This window comes from Streptomyces sp. TLI_185 (assembly GCF_003814765.1).
Taxonomy (GTDB): Bacteria; Actinomycetota; Actinomycetes; order Streptomycetales; family Streptomycetaceae; genus Streptomyces.
Window position 1 is genome coordinate 2,990,929 of the sequence record NZ_RKRB01000001.1, and the last position, 16,888, is coordinate 3,007,816.

General features: G+C 70.3%; 13 protein-coding genes and 1 pseudogene. 3 read left to right on the plus strand and 11 right to left on the minus strand.

What is annotated here, in order from left to right:
• The first annotated feature begins 30 nt into the window (after positions 1–30).
• Complete coding sequence (locus tag EDD92_RS13595) at positions 31–1,701, plus strand: alkaline phosphatase (protein ID WP_123964553.1); 1,671 nt, start codon at positions 31–33, stop codon at positions 1,699–1,701.
• A gap of 7 nt (positions 1,702–1,708) precedes the next feature.
• On the opposite strand, the pseudogene EDD92_RS13600 reads toward EDD92_RS13595, so the two are convergent.
• Positions 1,709–2,317 (minus strand): annotated as a pseudogene (locus EDD92_RS13600) (dienelactone hydrolase family protein); the annotation flags it as partial.
• Between the two features lie 68 nt (positions 2,318–2,385).
• Between EDD92_RS13600 and EDD92_RS13605 the strand changes: the two are divergent.
• The gene (locus EDD92_RS13605; protein ID WP_123964555.1) at positions 2,386–3,498 is read left to right on the plus strand and encodes a mechanosensitive ion channel family protein; all 1,113 of its coding nucleotides are present in this window, start codon (positions 2,386–2,388) and stop codon (positions 3,496–3,498) included.
• A 6-nt stretch (positions 3,499–3,504) separates the two neighbouring features.
• Here EDD92_RS13605 and EDD92_RS13610 read toward each other — a convergent pair whose 3' ends face one another.
• The 6 genes from EDD92_RS13610 to EDD92_RS13635 form a co-directional block, all read right to left on the minus strand.
• Positions 3,505–4,245: an SDR family NAD(P)-dependent oxidoreductase gene (locus tag EDD92_RS13610; protein WP_123964556.1), complete on the minus strand. Its 741-nt coding sequence runs from the start codon at positions 4,243–4,245 to the stop codon at positions 3,505–3,507.
• A gap of 50 nt (positions 4,246–4,295) precedes the next feature.
• Complete coding sequence (locus EDD92_RS13615; RefSeq protein ID WP_123970379.1) at positions 4,296–5,882, minus strand: Na+/H+ antiporter; 1,587 nt, start codon at positions 5,880–5,882, stop codon at positions 4,296–4,298.
• Positions 5,883–5,966: 84 nt separating this feature from the next.
• Positions 5,967–6,437 carry a GNAT family N-acetyltransferase gene (locus EDD92_RS13620; protein ID WP_123964557.1) on the minus strand — a complete coding sequence of 157 codons (471 nt, stop codon included), beginning with the start codon at positions 6,435–6,437 and terminating at the stop codon, positions 5,967–5,969.
• On the minus strand, positions 6,434–7,378 hold the full coding sequence (locus EDD92_RS13625; protein ID WP_123964558.1) for an RluA family pseudouridine synthase: 945 nt from the start codon (positions 7,376–7,378) through the stop codon (positions 6,434–6,436). Before EDD92_RS13625 ends, EDD92_RS13620 begins: the two co-directional genes overlap by 4 nt.
• 58 nt (positions 7,379–7,436) lie before the next feature.
• Positions 7,437–8,012, minus strand: a complete 576-nt coding sequence (gene lspA, locus EDD92_RS13630; RefSeq protein ID WP_123964559.1) for a signal peptidase II — start codon at positions 8,010–8,012, stop codon at positions 7,437–7,439.
• Between the two features lie 61 nt (positions 8,013–8,073).
• Complete coding sequence (locus tag EDD92_RS13635; RefSeq protein ID WP_123964560.1) at positions 8,074–9,861, minus strand: TraR/DksA C4-type zinc finger protein; 1,788 nt, start codon at positions 9,859–9,861, stop codon at positions 8,074–8,076.
• A 612-nt stretch (positions 9,862–10,473) separates the two neighbouring features.
• On the opposite strand from EDD92_RS13635, the gene ileS reads away from it, so the two are divergent.
• Entirely contained in the window at positions 10,474–13,611 is a 3,138-nt protein-coding gene (gene ileS, locus EDD92_RS13645) for an isoleucine--tRNA ligase (protein ID WP_123964561.1), read from the plus strand.
• Positions 13,612–13,805: 194 nt separating this feature from the next.
• Here ileS and EDD92_RS13650 read toward each other — a convergent pair whose 3' ends face one another.
• The 4 genes from EDD92_RS13650 to EDD92_RS13665 form a co-directional block, all read right to left on the minus strand.
• Positions 13,806–14,981, minus strand: coding sequence for a DivIVA domain-containing protein (locus tag EDD92_RS13650; protein WP_030932825.1), 1,176 nt, complete (start codon positions 14,979–14,981; stop codon positions 13,806–13,808).
• A gap of 56 nt (positions 14,982–15,037) precedes the next feature.
• Entirely contained in the window at positions 15,038–15,322 is a 285-nt protein-coding gene (locus tag EDD92_RS13655; protein ID WP_016435858.1) for a YggT family protein, read from the minus strand.
• A gap of 72 nt (positions 15,323–15,394) precedes the next feature.
• Positions 15,395–16,036 carry a cell division protein SepF gene (locus EDD92_RS13660; RefSeq protein ID WP_099928165.1) on the minus strand — a complete coding sequence of 214 codons (642 nt, stop codon included), beginning with the start codon at positions 16,034–16,036 and terminating at the stop codon, positions 15,395–15,397.
• Positions 16,037–16,164: 128 nt separating this feature from the next.
• Entirely contained in the window at positions 16,165–16,884 is a 720-nt protein-coding gene (locus EDD92_RS13665; RefSeq protein ID WP_123964562.1) for a YggS family pyridoxal phosphate-dependent enzyme, read from the minus strand.
• Between the last annotated feature and the right edge of the window lie 4 nt (positions 16,885–16,888).

Genomic DNA, 16,888 nt, shown 5'->3' on the forward strand with positions numbered 1-16,888 from the left:
ATGACGTACCGATCAGTAACCTGATGCGCCGTGACCAGTCGATACAGAGCCTCCACATCGTCCGAGGGCATCAACTCCCTCTCCCCACGCCGCCGTACGGTCGTCAAGGCCGCGGCGGCGACCGCTGTCCTGGCCGGGCCGCTCGCCGCCGCGCTCCCGGCCCGCGCGGCCGCGGACACTCCCGCCTTCCTGCACGGTGTCGCCTCCGGTGACCCGCTGCCCGACGGCATCCTGCTGTGGACCCGCGTGACGCCCACCGCCGAGGCCATACCCGGCTCGGGGCTCGGCCCGGACACCGAGGTCAGCTGGGTCGTCGCCAAGGACAAGGCGCTGACGAACATCGTCGCCAAGGGCTCGACCACGGCCAGTGCCGCCTCCGACCACACCGTCAAGGCGGACATCCGGGGCCTGGAGCCGGCCACCGACTACTGGTTCCGGTTCTCCGCCGGCCCCACCGACTCCCCGGTCGCCCGCACCCGCACGGCGCCCGCCGCCGACGCCGCCGTGCCGGGCCTGCGCTTCGGCGTGGTCTCCTGCGCCAACTGGGAGGGCGGCTACTTCGCCTCGTACCGCCATCTCGCGGCCCGGGGCGACCTGGACGCGTGGCTCCATCTCGGCGACTACATCTACGAGTACAAGTCCGGCGAGTACGCGGCCCGCGGCACGGTCGTCCGCCCGCACGCGCCGACGAACGAGATCATCACGCTCGCCGACTACCGCACCCGGCACGGCAAGTACAAGACCGACCCGGATCTGCAGGCCCTGCACCACAAGGCGCCGGTCGTCGCGATCTGGGACGACCACGAGTTCGCCGACAACGCGTGGTCCGGTGGCGCGGTCAACCACACCGAGGGCGCCGAGGGCACCTGGACCGACCGCAAGGCGGCCGCCAAGCAGGCCTACTTCGAGTGGATGCCGGTCCGCCCGGCGATCGCGGGCACCACCTACCGCCGGCTGCGCTTCGGCAAGCTCGCCGACCTCTCCCTGCTCGACCTGCGCTCCTTCCGCTCCCAGCAGGCGTCCACGGCCAGCGGATCGGTCGACGACCCGGACCGTACGATCACCGGGCGGGCCCAACTCGACTGGCTGAAGGCCGGGTTGAAGGCCTCCGACACCACCTGGCGGCTGGTCGGCAACTCGGTGATGATCTCGCCGTTCTCCTTCGGCTCGCTCTCCGCCGACCTGCTCAAGCCGCTCGCCAAGCTGCTCGGGCTGCCGCAGGAGGGGATCGCCGCCAACACCGACCAGTGGGACGGCTACACCGACGACCGGCGCGAGCTGCTGGCCCATCTGCGCTCGAACGCGATCGGCAACACCGTCTTCCTGACCGGCGACATCCACATGGCGTGGGCCAACGACGTGCCCGTGGACGCCGGGACGTACCCGCTGTCGGCGTCGGCCGCCACGGAGTTCGTCATCACCTCGGTGACCTCCGACAACCTCGACGACATCGTGAAGGTCCCCGAAGGCACCGTCTCCGCGATCGCCTCGCCGATCATCCGCGCCGCCAACCGGCACGTCCACTGGGTCGACACCGACCGCCACGGCTACGGCGTCCTGGACATCACCGCCGAGCGCGCCCAGATGGACTACTACGTCCTGTCCGACCGCACGAAGGCCGCCGCGACGTCCTCCTGGGCCCGTTCGTACCGCACGCGCACCGGCACCCAGAAGGTCGAGCGGACCTACGACCCCGTATAGGGGGCTCCTAGAGGGTCTCGAGGAAGCCGAGCGCCACCCGCCAGGTGGCCTCGGCGGCCTCCTCGTCGTAGTCCGGCAGCCCGGGGTCGGTGTAGAGGTGACCCGCCCCCGCGTATCTGTAGACCTCGACGTCCGCGCCCGCTCGGCCCATCTGCAGATACCAGGCGCTCAGCCAGTCGTCTGTCTCGAACGGGTCCGGCTCGGCGACATGCAGCTGGACCGGCAGGTCGTCCACGGACACATTGGGCGCGATGTCCGACGTGCCGTGCAGGAGCAGCAGCCCGCGCGCCTTCTCGTCGCCGAGCGCAAGGGTCTGCGCGATGGACGCGCCGAGCGAGAACCCGGCGTACACAAGGCCCCGCTCCGAGTAGGGCGCGGCGGCCAGGACGGCTCTCTTGAGCAGCTCGTCCTTGCCGATCTCGTCCTTGAAGGCCATGCCCTCCTCGACCGTCTCGAACGTAAGCCCGTCGAAGAGGTCCGGGGTCCACACCTCGTGCCCGGCGCCGCGCAGCCGGTCCGCAGCCTCGCGCACCGCGGGCCGCAGACCGTAGGTCGAGTGAAAGAGCATGATGTTCATGAGGCCATCGTGCCAGCCGGGACTGACAACCCTGCCGCGCGGCCGTACCCCCTACGAGCCCGAACTCACATGTTCATGACCCCCCGGGGCCGGTTAGGTTCGCAGGCATGGAGAACGTACTCCGCCCGCTGATCGTGATCGGCGGCTCGGTCGTGCTCACGCTGCTCATCGGCTGGGCCACCGACCTGCTGCTGCGCAAGGCCGACGAGCGGCACGGCGAGACCCCGCTGTGGGGTCTGCTGCGCCGCGGCCGCATCCCCTACCAGCTGGTCCTGTGCTCGGCCATGCTCAGAGGCTCCTACGACGAGGCACAGCTGCTGCCGGAGCACCAGGTCGGCGTCGGCCGGACGCTGACCCTGGTGCTGATCGGGTCGACGGCCTGGCTGGTGATCCGGATCGCGGCGGCCGTCGTGGAGACGTCCTACTCCCGTTACGCCCGCCTGCACCGCGATCCGGCCCGCGTGCGGCGCGTGCGCACCCAGGTGTCGCTGATCATGCGGGTGGTCGCGGCGATCGTCGGCGTGGTGGCCGCGGCCGCGATGCTGCTGACGTTCCCGGCGATGCGTGCCGCGGGCGCCTCGCTGCTGGCCTCGGCCGGCATCCTCGGCATCGTCGCCGGTGTCGCCGCCCAGTCGACGCTCAGCAACCTGTTCGCGGGCCTGCAGATCGCCTTCGGCGACATGGTGCGGCTCGGCGACACGGTCGTCGTGGACGGCGAGTGGGGCACGGTCGAGGAGATCACGCTGACGTTCCTGACCGTGCGGACCTGGGACGAGCGCCGGATCACCATGCCGGTCTCGTACTTCACCTCGAAGCCCTTCGAGAACTGGTCCCGCGGCGGCACCCAGATGACGGGCATCGTCTACTGGCATCTCGACCACTCGGCGCCGGTGGAACTGATGCGCGAGAAGCTCCGCGACATCCTGCGCGAGTGCTCGGCCTGGGACGGCCGCGACTACGGCCTGGCCGTCACGGACACCACCCCGACCACCATGCAGGTGCGGGCCCTGGTGACGGCCAAGGACGCGGACGACATATGGACGGTACGGGTCACCGTCCGCGAGCAGATGGTCCGCTGGCTGTGCGAACGGCACCCGTACGCCCTGCCCCGCGTCAACACCTCGGACGCGGCCCTGCCGGCGAGCCGGCGCTCCCCCGACGGCTCCCCGGACGGCGCGGCACGCCGCACACCCGAGCAGCCGAGGACCGGCCGCGGCTGAACGGCCTCAGTGGCCGCGCTCCGCACCCCCGTTGACCTGGACCACCTGCGAGGTGACATGCCCGGCCCCCGGGGAGGCGAGCCAGTGCAGGGTCGACGCCACGTCGCCGGGGGTGCCGGCGCGCTTGTCCAGGGTGTCGTCGACGAGCCGTGCGCGCCGCGCCGGGTCGATCCGCGGCCCGAAGAACTCGGTGTCCTCGATGTACCCGGGCGCGACCACGTTCGCGGTGATCCCGCGCGGCCCCAGCTCCCGGGCAAGGTCATGGGCGTACGGGTGCAGCGCGGCCTTGGCGCCCGCGTACGCCCCGCTGCCGGACCCCCGGTAGGCGGCGATGGAGCTGACGAACAGCACCCGTCCGCCCGGCGTGGCCAGCCGGTCCTTCAGGGCCTCCGTGAGCAGGGCCGCGGTGAGGGTGTTGATGCGGAAGTTGACGGTCCAGTTGTGTGCGACACGGTCGAGCGGGTCGTCGCTCTCGGCTGCGGGCTCCAGCTGCCCGGTGCCCCCGGCACCGTGGATCAGTACATCCACGGTGCCGAACTCCCGCTCCACCAAGTCGGCGACCCCACGCACCGCAGCCGGATCGCTCAGATCCGCCGCGTAGGTCGAAGCACCCGGCACCCCGGCCTTCGCCAGCACCTCCGCCCGTCGCCCGAGCAGCAGGACCCGATCCCCGTCCGCCGCGAAGACCTGCGCCGCGGCAAGTCCAATTCCCGTTCCACCACCGCTGATCACAACATTGCGAGCCATGATCCGACCCTACGCACCGCAAGCCGCCGACCGCGAACGACCCGTGGGGGTCACCGCAGACTCCGCACGTCGAGATGGCGCAGCACCCGGTCCACGATCTCCGGATCCGCCCCGGGCTCGCTGCGCGCCGCCAGCACCTCGTGCCGCGCCGCGCTGAGCATCTCGCCCTGGATCCGCCGCACCCGCTTCAGCCGGCGCACGCGGTGTTCGTGCGCCTCCCGCCGCTCCTCGTCCCCCATGTCCGGGCTGATCCGCACCCCGATGTCGAAGGCCCGCCGCAGCATCTGCTCGGACAGCTCCTCCGGAAGCTCCTCGACCTGTTCGATCTCCTTCAGCCGCCGTTTGGCCGCCTTGGCCGCCCGGACGGCAAGGGACTTCTCGAACTCCTTCTCCCGCTCCGTGTCGGCCTCCACCCCCAGCCGCTTCACCAGCCACGGCAGGGTCAGCCCCTGCAGCACCAGCGTCCCCATGATCACCCCGAAGGCGATGAACACGATCTCGTCCCGGTCGGGGAAGGCCGAACCGTCGTCGGTCCTCAGCGGAATCGCCAGTGCCAACGCCACCGAGGCCACTCCCCGCATGCCCGACCACCACATGACGACGGTCTCCCGCACGCTCATCGGGATGTCCTCGTCGTAGTCCCGTTTCGCGTGCAGCCGCTTGGTGAGCCAGGTCGCCGGCAGCAGGTACACCAGACGTACGACGACCACGACGGCCACGATCACGCCCGCCCAGCCGAGCATCTCGGCCCACCGACCGGACGCCGTCCGGATCGCGTTGTGCAGTTCGAGGCCGATCAGCCCGAAGGCGACGCCCGTGACGAGCGTGTCGACGATGTCCCAGAACGCGTGCCCCGTCAGCCGTGTCAGCACGTCGTCGGCATCAGTGGCGTACTCGGCGAGGAACAGGGCGGTCGTGAGCACGGCGAGCACACCGGAGCCGTGCAGCTCCTCCGCGAGGACGTACGAGGCGTACGGCACGAGCAGCGTCATCCCGATCTGCAGGGTCGGGTCGCCCAGCAGATCCATGAGCCTGTTGGCTCCCCAGCCGAGTGCGAGCCCCACCGCCACGGCCACCACGGCCGAGAGCACCAGGTCGAGCGCGGCCCGCCCCGGTGTGAAGCTGCCGCTGACGGCGGCGGCGATCGCCACGTGGTACAGCACGATCGCGGTGACGTCGTTGAACAGGCCCTCGCCCTCCAGGATGGACACGAGCCGGCGCGGCAGCCCGAGCTGTCCGGCGACCGCGGTCGCGGCGACCGGGTCGGGCGGTGCGACGAGCGCGCCGAGCGCCACGGCGGCGGCGACGGGCAGCCCCGGCACGATCGTGTGCGCCACGACGGCCACGCACACGGTGGTGACGAAGACCAGCGCCACCGCCAGCAGGAAGATCGGCCGCCGGTTGGCCGCGAACTGCCGCCAGGACGTGCGCCGTGCCGCCGCGTACAGCAGCGGCGGGAGCAGCAGGGGCAGGATCAGATCCGGCGGGACGTCGACGTTCGGCACGAAGTCGGCCACGGCGAGCACGATCCCGAAGAGGGTCATCAGCACCGGCGCCGGCAGCCCGAACCGGTCCCCGACCGGGACGCTCACCAGGGCCCCGAGCAACAGCACGAACAGCAGGGCCAACTGATCCACGGTCAGCACTCCGGGAAGGTCGACGTACGGGCAGCGGCTTTCAAGCCTGCCACGAGCCGTCCGCGCGATCGTTTTCGGGCGCTGCTACAGAGCGCGCCGCATGGCCCGGTGCGGGATGCCCGCCTCCGGGTACTCCGGCCCGTACGCCTCGTATCCGAGCCGCTCGTAGAACCCCAGGGCATGCGTCTGCGCGTGGAGGTCCACCGCCGCGAGCCCACGCGCGCGTGCCGCGTCCTCGATGGCCCGCACGAGAGCGATGCCGACGCCGAGCCCGCGGGCCTCCTTTGCGACAGCGAGCCGCCCGAGCGACCCCACCGTCAGGTCGCCGTCGACCTTGGCCGCGGCCGCCTCGCCGTACAGCAGCCGCCCGGTGCCGAGCGGCATCCCGTCCTCCCGCACGGCCAGCACATGCACGGCAACGGCGTCGTACGCGTCGTACTCGAGATCCTCCGGGACACCCTGCTCGCCCACGAAGACCTCCTTGCGCACCGCGAAGCACGCCTCCCGGTCGGCGAGGTCCTCGGCGACGCGCACCACGTACGCGTGCGTGCTCATCCGTACGTCTCCTCGCGGACCTGGTCGAGTGCCTTCTGCAGGTCGGCCGGGTAGTCGCTCTCGAACTCCACCCACTGGCCGTCCCCGGGGTGCTCGAAGCCGAGCCGCACGGCGTGCAGCCACTGGCGGGTCAGGTGCAGCCGCTTGGCGAGCGTCGGGTCGGCGCCGTATGTCAGGTCGCCGACGCAGGGGTGGCGGTGGGCGGCCATGTGGACGCGGATCTGGTGGGTGCGCCCGGTCTCGAGCTTGACGTCGAGCAGCGAGGCCGCGCGGAACGCCTCGATGAGGTCGTAGTGCGTGACCGAGGCCTTTCCGTCGGCCGTGACCGCCCACTTGTAGTCGTGGTTGGGGTGGCGGCCGATGGGTGCGTCGATGGTGCCGCTGGTCGGGTCGGGGTGGCCCTGGACGAGCGTGTGGTAGCGCTTGTCGACCGTGCGCTCCTTGAACTGGCGCTTGAGCGAGGTGTACGCGCGCTCCGACTTGGCGACCGCCATCAGGCCCGAGGTGCCGACGTCGAGGCGGTGCACGATGCCCTGGCGCTCGGCGGCGCCGGAGGTGGAGATGCGGTAGCCGGCCGCGGCGAGGCCGCCGATGACGGTCGTCCCCGTCCAGCCGGGGCTGGGGTGGGCGGCAACGCCGACCGGCTTGACGATCACGACCACGTCGTCGTCGTCGTAGACGATCTCCATGCCCTCGACCGGCTCCGCGACGATCTGCACGGGCGAGGGTGCCTGCGGCATCTCGACCTCGAGCCAGGCGCCCCCGCTCACCCGCTCGGACTTGCCGACCACCGACCCGTCGACCGTGACCTTCCCCGCGGCGGCGAGCTCGGCCGCCTTCGTCCGGGAGAAGCCGAACATCCGGGAGATGGCGGCGTCGACGCGCTCGCCCTCCAGGCCGTCGGGCACGGGCAGGGTACGGATCTCGGGAATCGTGCTCACCCGTCGAGTATGCCGGACAGCACCAACCGCCCCGAACGAGCCTGTGGAAAACTCGGACTCAGTCCTTGTGGACGGTGCCGTCCGGGTCGAGCCCCTTGAACGACAGCAGCACGATCAGGATGCCGCCGCACACGATCGCCGAGTCAGCCAGGTTGAAGACGGCGAAGCCCTTGGGTGAGATGAAGTCGACTACGGCGCCCTCGAAGACGCCGGGCGAGCGGAAGATCCGGTCGGTGAGGTTGCCGAGCGCACCGCCGAGCAGCAGGCCGAGCGCGACCGCCCAGGGCAGGCTGTAGAGCTTGCGGGCGAGCCGGGCGATCACCACGATCACGGCCGCCGCGATCAGCGTGAAGATCACGGTGAAGGCCTCGCCGAAGCCGAAGGCCGCGCCCGCGTTGCGGATCGCCTCGAACTGCAGCCAGTCCCCGATGATCCGGATCGGCGCGTGGTGCTCCAGCTTGGCGACCACGATCATCTTGCTGACCAGGTCGAGGGCGTACGCGAAAGCGGCGACCGCGAACAGCACGGCGATACGGCGCTTTCCCCTGGGGCGTGCGGTCTCGCCCTGCTCCGGCTCGGTCCCCGCCGCCTCTGGGGTGTCCGGCGTACCGATGATGCGCTCCGCCTCTGCCACGTGAGTCCTTCAACCTAGGTACCTGACTGAGGACGAGGGTACGACACGCGCGCGTACCGCCTCAGTACCGGCGTTCCTGCTTCTGCTTGCACTCCACGCACAGGGTGGCCCGCGGGAACGCCTGCATCCGGGCCTTGCCGATGGGATTGCCGCAGTTCTCGCACAGGCCGTAGGTGCCGGCGTCCAGCCGTACCAGGGCGCGCTCGGTCTGCGTGAGCATCTCGCGCGCGTTGGCCGCGAGGGCCAGCTCGTGCTCGCGCGTGATGTTCTTGGTGCCGGTGTCCGCCTGGTCGTCGCCCGCGCCGTCCCCCGAGTCCCGCATCAGACCGGCGACGGCGCTCTCGGACGAGCTGATCTCGTCACGCAGCCGCTCCATCTCGGACAGCAGCTCGGCGCGGGCCTCCTCGACCTCCTCCGGGGTCCAGGGCTCCTCACCGGGGCGCACCGCAAGCTCGCCCGGCTCCGCCGCGGCGATCCGTGCCTTGGGTACGGCGGTCTTGGCCGCCGCGGCCGTGCCAGGAGTCTTCTTCGCAACCACCGTCGTGGCTCCCGTCTGCTCCGCGGCCTTGGCCGCGCCCGCCTTCTTGGCCGTGCTCTTCCTGCCCCCACGCTTCGCGACAGCGGTCTCCCTACCCGCCCGCTGGGCGCCGTCACCCTTCGCAGGCGCGGTCGCCTCGACCGCGCTCTCACGTTTCGTGACCGTGCTCTTGGCCGCGGCACTCGTCCCGGCCGCGACCTTCCTGCCGGCGCTCTTCTTCGCGGCGGCCTTCTTGCCCACGCCTTCCTGCCCGCCCTTGCCCGGTTCGGCGGTCGCGTCAGGGCCGGCGGTTCGCCCGGCTGCGTCTCTCTTGCCTGCCGCTCTCTTCACAGCCGACTCCTTCGCCCCCGCCTGCCCAGTACCCCGTTCCGTACCTTCACGGCCGACGGCCACGGCTCTGCCCCGGCCCGCCGTCTCCGCAACTGCCTTCCGGGCCCCTGCCTCCTCAGGACCACGCTCCTCGACACCGCTGGGACCACCGGCCTTCGTAGCAGCCGCCTTGCCACCAACCGCCTCCCCGGCACCCGCCCCCTCGGCAACGCCCTCGGAAACGTCGGCCCTCTCGACCGCCGCCCTGCCACCGACCGCCTTCCTCGCGCCGGCCTCCCCGGCCCCCGCCACCTCAGGAGCGCCCCCCTCGCCAACACCCTCGGAAACGTCGGCCCTCTCGACCGCCGCCCTGCCACCAACGGCCTTCCTCGCGCCCGCCTCCCCGGCCCCCGCCACCTCAGGACCGTCCCCCTCGCCAACACCCTTAGGAGCGGCGGTCTTCTTAGCCGCCGCTTTCTTCGCTGCGGCCTTTTTCGCAACGGTCCTCTTCGCCGCGGGCTTCTCCGTCGCCGCCTTCTTCGCCGTGCTCTTCTTCGCCGTGCCCTTCTCCGCTGCACGCCTCTCGGCGACCCCCTTGGCAGCCGCTGCCGCCGCCCCCTTGCCCCCCGCCGCCTTCTTTCCGGCTGCCGCCGTCGTGGTGCCCGCAGGTCTCTCGGGCCCTTCCTCCTCGACCGTCTTCCTCGAACGAGACGTTTCGGAGGCGGTCGCCGCCTTGGCGGCCTTCTTCCCGGCGGCCGGCTTCTTGCCGGCAGCCCGTGTCCCTCCCCCGGCCGCAACCCCCCGCACCGTCTTCACCGGCTTCGCGGCCTTCTCCGCCGTGCCGGCCGCAGTCCCCGTAGCCGTCCTGACCGTCTTCCCCGCACGCGCCGTGGCCCCTCCCCGCGCGCTCTTCTTCCCGCTCACATCCTTGGCCGCACCGCCGGACGCCTGTGTGGACCCGTCGGACGCCGACTGCTGTACGGCGGTCTTCTTCGCCACCATGGCCGCGGCCCCTTCACATATTGTGATCTTGCACGCGAATCGTGCTGGGACGATAAATCGACTTCAGTCCCATGGCAACGGGGCACACTGCCCGATTCGCCCGGCTCACGCGCGCCGCTCCGCAAGCCTGCATGCGTTGTGCCCAGCTCCCCGCGGGGTAATCCGCCGGACCGCCCGTCCCAGAATCCGAACACGCGTACCGCTCCATTCGGGTCATCTCCGTCTCTACGGCGCCCCCGCCCCCGGGCCGCGAAAAGCGGTCGGCCGCTGTCCGCGCGGCGCCGTACACTGGGCGGAGCGAAAAGCGTGGATGGGGACGAGTAGCGACGTACGCAGCCCAGAGCGACCCGGGGACGGTGGAAGCCCGGGGGCCAGCGCGACGTGAAGATCACCCCGGAGCCGCCGGAAGAAAGCCGCAGCCGAAGGGCTGTGGCCGGTAGAACCGGCATCGCGACCCCAATGAGGGGGCTCACAGGTGCGCAACCCGCACCGGGGAGCCAAGGAGGGTGGTACCGCGGGAGCGCGCCGAGGTCGGCGTGGACGGCAGACAGAAGGCCGTGACTCTCGTCCCTCCGGACGGAAGGCAGCAAGTCCGCCGGAGGAAACTCGCTGATGACATCGCCGACGTACCGCCAGGTGCCCGCCCAGGTCGACCTGCCCGCGCTCGAGCACGCCGTGCTCGACTTCTGGCGCGAGCAGAAGATCTTCGCCAAGACCCTGGAGCAGTCCGAGGGCCGCCCCGAGTGGGTGTTCTACGAGGGCCCGCCCACCGCCAACGGCATGCCGGGCGCCCACCACATCGAGGCGCGCGTCTTCAAGGACGTCTTCCCCCGCTTCCGCACCATGCGGGGCTACCACGTGGCCCGCAAGGCCGGCTGGGACTGCCACGGCCTCCCGGTGGAGCTGGCGGTGGAGAAGGAGCTCGGCTTCAGCGGCAAGAAGGACATCGAGGCGTACGGCATCGCGGAGTTCAACGCCAAGTGCCGTGATTCCGTGCTCCGCCACACCGACGCCTTCTCCGAGCTGACGACCCGCATGGGCTACTGGGTCGACCTCGAAGAGGCCTACGTCACGATGGACCCCGAGTACATCGAGTCGGTCTGGTGGTCGCTCAAGGAGATCTTCAACAAGGGCCTGCTGGTCCAGGACCACCGCGTCGCCCCCTGGTGCCCCCGCTGCGGCACCGGCCTGTCGGACCACGAGCTGGCGCAGGGCTACGAGACGGTCGTCGACCCGTCCGTGTACGTCCGTTTCCCCCTCACCTCCGGTCCGCTCGCCGGCGAAGCCGCGCTCCTGGTGTGGACGACGACTCCCTGGACGCTGGTCTCCAACACGGCCGTCGCCGCCCACCCCGAGGTCACCTACGTCGTCGCGAGCAACGGCGAGGAGAAGCTCGTCGTCGCCGAACCGCTCGTCAGCAAGGCGCTCGGCGAGGGCTGGGAGACCACGGGTCAGACCTTCACCGGCGCCGAAATGGAGCGCTGGACCTATCAACGACCGTTCGAGCTCGTGGAGTTCCCGGCACCGGCGCATTTCGTCGTCAACGCCGAGTACGTCACGACGGAGGACGGTACGGGCCTGGTCCACCAGTCCCCCGCCTTCGGTGAGGACGACCTCAAGGTCTGCCGCGCCTACGGCCTGCCCGTGGTGAACCCGGTGCGCCCCGACGGCACCTTCGAGGAGGACGTCCCCCTGGTCGGCGGCGTCTTCTTCAAGAAGGCGGACGAAAAGCTCACGGAGGACCTCCAGCAGCGCGGCCTCCTCTTCAGGCACATCCCGTACGAGCACAGCTACCCGCACTGCTGGCGCTGCCACACCGCGCTCCTCTACTACGCGCAGCCTTCCTGGTACATCCGCACCACGGCCGTCAAGGACCGCCTGCTGCAGGAGAACGAGAACACCAACTGGTTCCCGGACACGGTCAAGCACGGCCGGTACGGCGACTGGCTGAACAACAACATCGACTGGGCGCTGTCCCGCAACCGCTACTGGGGCACCCCGCTGCCGATCTGGCGCTGCGAGGACGACCACCTCACCGTGGTCGGCTCCCGCGCGGAGCTCACCGAGCTGACGGGCACCGACCAGTCCGGACTGGACCCGCACCGCCCGTACATCGACGACGTCACGTTCGCCTGTCCCAAGTGCCAGAAGACGGCCACGCGCGTGCCGGAGGTCATCGACGCCTGGTACGACTCGGGTTCGATGCCCTTCGCGCAGTGGGGCTACCCGTACAAGAACAAGGAACTGTTCGAGAGCCGCTACCCGGCGCAGTTCATCTCCGAGGCCATCGACCAGACCCGCGGCTGGTTCTACACGCTGATGGCCGTCGGCACGCTGGTCTTCGACAAGTCCTCGTACGAGAACGTGGTCTGCCTCGGCCACATCCTCGCCGAGGACGGCCGCAAGATGTCCAAGCACCTGGGCAACATCCTGCAGCCGATCCCGCTGATGGACCAGCACGGCGCCGACGCGGTGCGCTGGTTCATGGCGGCCGGCGGCTCCCCGTGGGCGGCACGCCGCGTGGGCCACGGCACCATCCAGGAGGTCGTCCGCAAGACGCTCCTCACCTACTGGAACACGGTCGCCTTCCAGGCCCTGTACGCCCGCACCTCCGACTGGGCGCCCAGCGAGGCGGATCCGGCGCCGGCCGACCGCCCCGTCCTGGACCGCTGGCTGCTGTCCGAACTCCACGCGCTCACCGACCAGGTGACGCAGTCCCTGGAGGCGTACGACACCCAGCGCGCCGGCAAGCTCCTGTCGGCGTTCGTCGACGACCTCTCCAACTGGTACGTCCGCCGCTCGCGCCGCCGCTTCTGGCAGGGCGACAAGGCGGCGCTGCGCACCCTGCACGAGGTCGTCGAGACGGTCACCAGGCTGATGGCCCCGCTGACTCCGTTCATCACCGAGCGGGTCTGGCAGGACCTGATCGTGCCGGTCACCCCGGGCGCCCCGGAGTCGGTGCACCTGGCCTCCTGGCCGGAGGCCGACCTGTCCGCGATCGACCCCGAGCTGTCGAAGCAGATGGTGCTGGTGCGCCGGCTCGTCGAGCTGGGCCGGGCCACGCGCGCGGAGTCGGGCGTGAAGACCCGCCAGCCGCTCTCCCGCGCGCTCATCGCCGCGTCCGGCTTCGACGCCCTCGACCGGGAGCTGCACACGCAGATCACGGAGGAGTTGAACGTCACATCCCTGGCCTCGCTGAGCGAGGTCGGCGGCAGCCTGGTCGACACGACCGCGAAGGCCAATTTCCGCGCCCTGGGCAAGCGCTTCGGCAAGCGCGTCCAGGAGGTGGCCAAGGCCGTCGCGAGCGCGGACGCGGCCGCGCTGTCCCTGGCCCTGCGCGAGGGTACGGCGTCGGTCCAGGTCGACGGTGAGACGATCACCCTCGCGCCGGACGAGGTGATCATCACGGAGACCCCGCGCGAGGGCTGGTCGGTGGCCTCCGACTCGGGTGCCACGGTCGCCCTCGACCTGGAGATCACGGAGGAGCTGCGTCAGGCGGGCCTGGCCCGCGACGCGATCCGTCTGATCCAGGAGGCCCGCAAGAACAGCGGCTTCGACGTGGCCGACCGTATCGCCCTGCGCTGGACGTCCACGGACCCGGCGGTCATCGCGGCCCTCACCGAGCACGCGGCCTTGATCGCCGACGAGGTCCTGGCCGCCGACTTCGGCCAGGGCGAGGCGGACGACGCCTACGGTGAGCCGTTCACCGACGAGGGCCTGTCCCTCACGTTCCGCCTGCGCAAGGCGTAAGGGCGCGCTCCGGCGCGAGCACCGACGAGGGCCCGGCTTCCCACTCGGGGAAGCCGGGCCCTCCAGCATGTCCGGCGGCGGGGCTCGAACATTGGTCAACGCGCATAAAAGGGCGGGGCCCCGGATCGAGATCCGGGGCCCCGCCCTTTTGAACGCTGCCGACGCCTACGGCGTACTAGTGGCCGTGGCGGCCGTCAGTTGTCGTCCTCGTCGATGAGGAACCCACGCATCGGCGAGGGAGCCTGCCCCATCGGCGACGGGCCCTGCGGCCGCACCGGTGCCATCGGCTGGGTCATCGCCGGGGACATCTGCTGCTGGCCGCCGTAGGACGGAGCAGCGGGAGCCGGGGCGCCACCCATGGTCGGGTTGCCGCCGTACGACGGGGCGCTCGCGCCGGCCGGTGCCATGGAGGGCGCCGGGGACGGCGGAAGCGACGCGGTCGCCGGGGTACGCGGCGGGGCCAGAGAGTCGTCGGACTGGGTCTCCAGCTGACGCAGCTGGGACTCGAGGTACGACTTCAGGCGCGTACGGTACTCGCGCTCGAAGCCGCGCAGGTCCTCGACCTTGCGCTCCAGCGTGGCGCGGGCGGACTCCAGAGAGCCCATCGCGACGCGGTGCTTCTCCTGCGCGTCCCGCTCGAGCGCGTCGGCCTTGGCACGGGCGTCACGCTCGAGGCCCTCGGCGCGGCTGCGGGCCTCGCCGACGATCTTGTTGGCTTCGGAGCGGGCCTCGGCGATCGCCTGGTCGGCGGTCTGCTGGGCCAGCGAGAGGACACGGGCGGCGCTGTCGCCACCAGGGCCCTGACCGGGGCCGCCCATCGGACCGCCCATGGGGCCGCCCATCGGGCCACCCATCTGCTGCTGCATGGGGGGCTGGCCGCCCATGGGGCCCTGCCCCATCTGTCCCTGACCCATGGGGCCCTGCCCCATCGGACCCTGGCCCATCGGACCGGGACCCTGGGGACCACCCTGACCGCCGCCGGGACCAGCGGGCAGCTGCGGGGCACCGCTCGGCAGCTGGGGCGGACCACCCATGGGGCCACCCATCTGCTGCTGCGGCGGGCCCGATATGCCGGCGGGTACGGGAGCACCCGGACCGCGCATCCCCTGCGGAGGCATGCCCTGCTGCTGATCCTGCGGACCGGGACCGCCGGGACCCTCCGGGGGCTTGCGCATGTTCTGCTGGTTCTGAGCAGCAGCGCGCGTGGCCGCGGCCAGTTTGGCCCGCAGGTCCTCGTTCTCGCGGAGCAGGCGGGTCAGTTCGGCTTCGACCTCATCGAGGAAGGCATCGACCTCGTCCTCGTCATAGCCTTCTCGGAGGCGGACGGTCGTGAACTGCTTGTTCCGCACGTCCTCGGGGGTCAACGGCATCTCTTCACCTCAACGTAGTCGTCGGCATTCGGCAAGACGGTAGGTCACATCGCTCATCACAGCCGGCTCACGATCGAGATCAGGATGTAGACGATGATCATCAGTACGAAGAAGGACAGGTCGAGCGCCACGCCCCCGAGGCGCAGCGGCGGGATGAACCGCCGCAGAAGCTTGAGCGGTGGGTCGGTGACAGTGTAGGTGGCCTCCAGAACGACCACCATCGCCTTGCCGGGTTGCCATGAGCGGGCGAACTGGAAGACGTAGTCCATGACCAACCGGAAGATGAGCACGATGAGGAAGCACATCAGCGCGATGTAGATGACATCCAGGACCACGCTCATTGCTGGTGCTTCCCTCTCCCCTGTTTCCGTGCTGCTGGGTACTACTTCTACTGCTTTTTCCGGTCGTGCGTCTCAGCTCTGGTTGAAGAACCCGCCCTCTGCGATGCGGGCCTTGTCCTCCGCCGTGACATCGACGTTAGCAGGCGACAACAGGAACACCTTCTGCGTCACCCGCTCGATGCTGCCGTGAAGACCAAACACCAAACCGGCCGCAAAGTCGACAAGTCGCTTCGCGTCTGTGTCATCCATCTCAGTCAGATTCATGATCACCGGGGTGCCCTCACGGAAGTGTTCCCCGATGGTACGGGCCTCGTTGTAGGTCCGAGGGTGGAGCGTGGTGATCCGGTAAGGCTCTCGTTCCGACACGACCTTGGGCATGATCACCGGTGCGTTCTTCTCCAGGTTTGCGCGTTCTTGTGTGATGGACGCCACGGGCGCGATACGCGCCGGACGGCCGGATTCCGCGGGGAGCGAAGCGGAACGTGCCACCGGCTCGCGTGACGCGGGCGGTTGTACGATTCGCACCTCTTCATCCCTTTGGGACTGATGTGCTACGTGGGACTGGTGGGACGGCTCGTGCCTCCGGTGGTCCCGTTCGGGTTCGGGGTCCAGTTCGGGCTCGAAGTCGTCATCGGGGTCGAATCCCCGGCCGTCGTACCCATCGTCCTCCACGAGGCCGAGGTAGACCGCCATCTTGCGCATCGCGCCGGCCATGCTCTGAGTCCTCCGCTCTGTGGTGGATCGGCTGACGACTGCCAAGTGCCCGCGATCCACGAGGTCGTTGCGCCCGCCTTCGGTGGCACTGACCATATTTTCTGCTGTGGTCCGACTTCTTGGCGACGTTACCCGAGCCTGGGGCGGACTCCGAGTACCGCGGTACCGACGCGTACATGTGTCGCTCCGGCGGCCACGGCCTGTTCGAGGTCCGCACTCATTCCTGCCGAGACCATGTTCGCAGCCGGATGGGTCCGGCGCAGGTCCGTCGACAAATCCATCAACCGCTCGAACGCAGCGAGTTCGCGCCCGGCGTAGGGGCCGGTGAGCGGCGCGACGGTCATCAGACCGTCCAGCCGCAGCCCCGGCGCGCCGGCGATCAGCTCACCCAACTCTTCGATTCCGCCGGGCCCGACACCCCCGCGCTCCCCGCGTCCGCTCTCGTCCGCGTCGAGCGCGACCTGGACCAGACAGCCGAGTTCGCGCTCCTGGCGCACCGCTTCCTTCGAGAGCGCGGTGACGAGCCGGGCGCGGTCGACGGACTGCACCAATCCGGCATAACCGACCACGGAACGCACCTTGTTGGTCTGCAACTGACCCACAAAATGCCAAGTCAAGGGCAGATCCGAGCAGGCCGCGGCCTTCGGTGCGGCGTCCTGGTCACGGTTCTCGGCCACGTGTCGCACACCGAGCTCCGACAGAATCCGCACATCGCTCGCCGGGTACGTCTTGGTGACCACGATCAGGGTCACTTCCTCGCGCTTACGCCCGGCGGCCGCACAGGCGGCGGCGATGCGATGCTCCACCTTCGCCAGGTTTTCGGCGAGTTCGTCCTTACGGTCCCTCATGCCC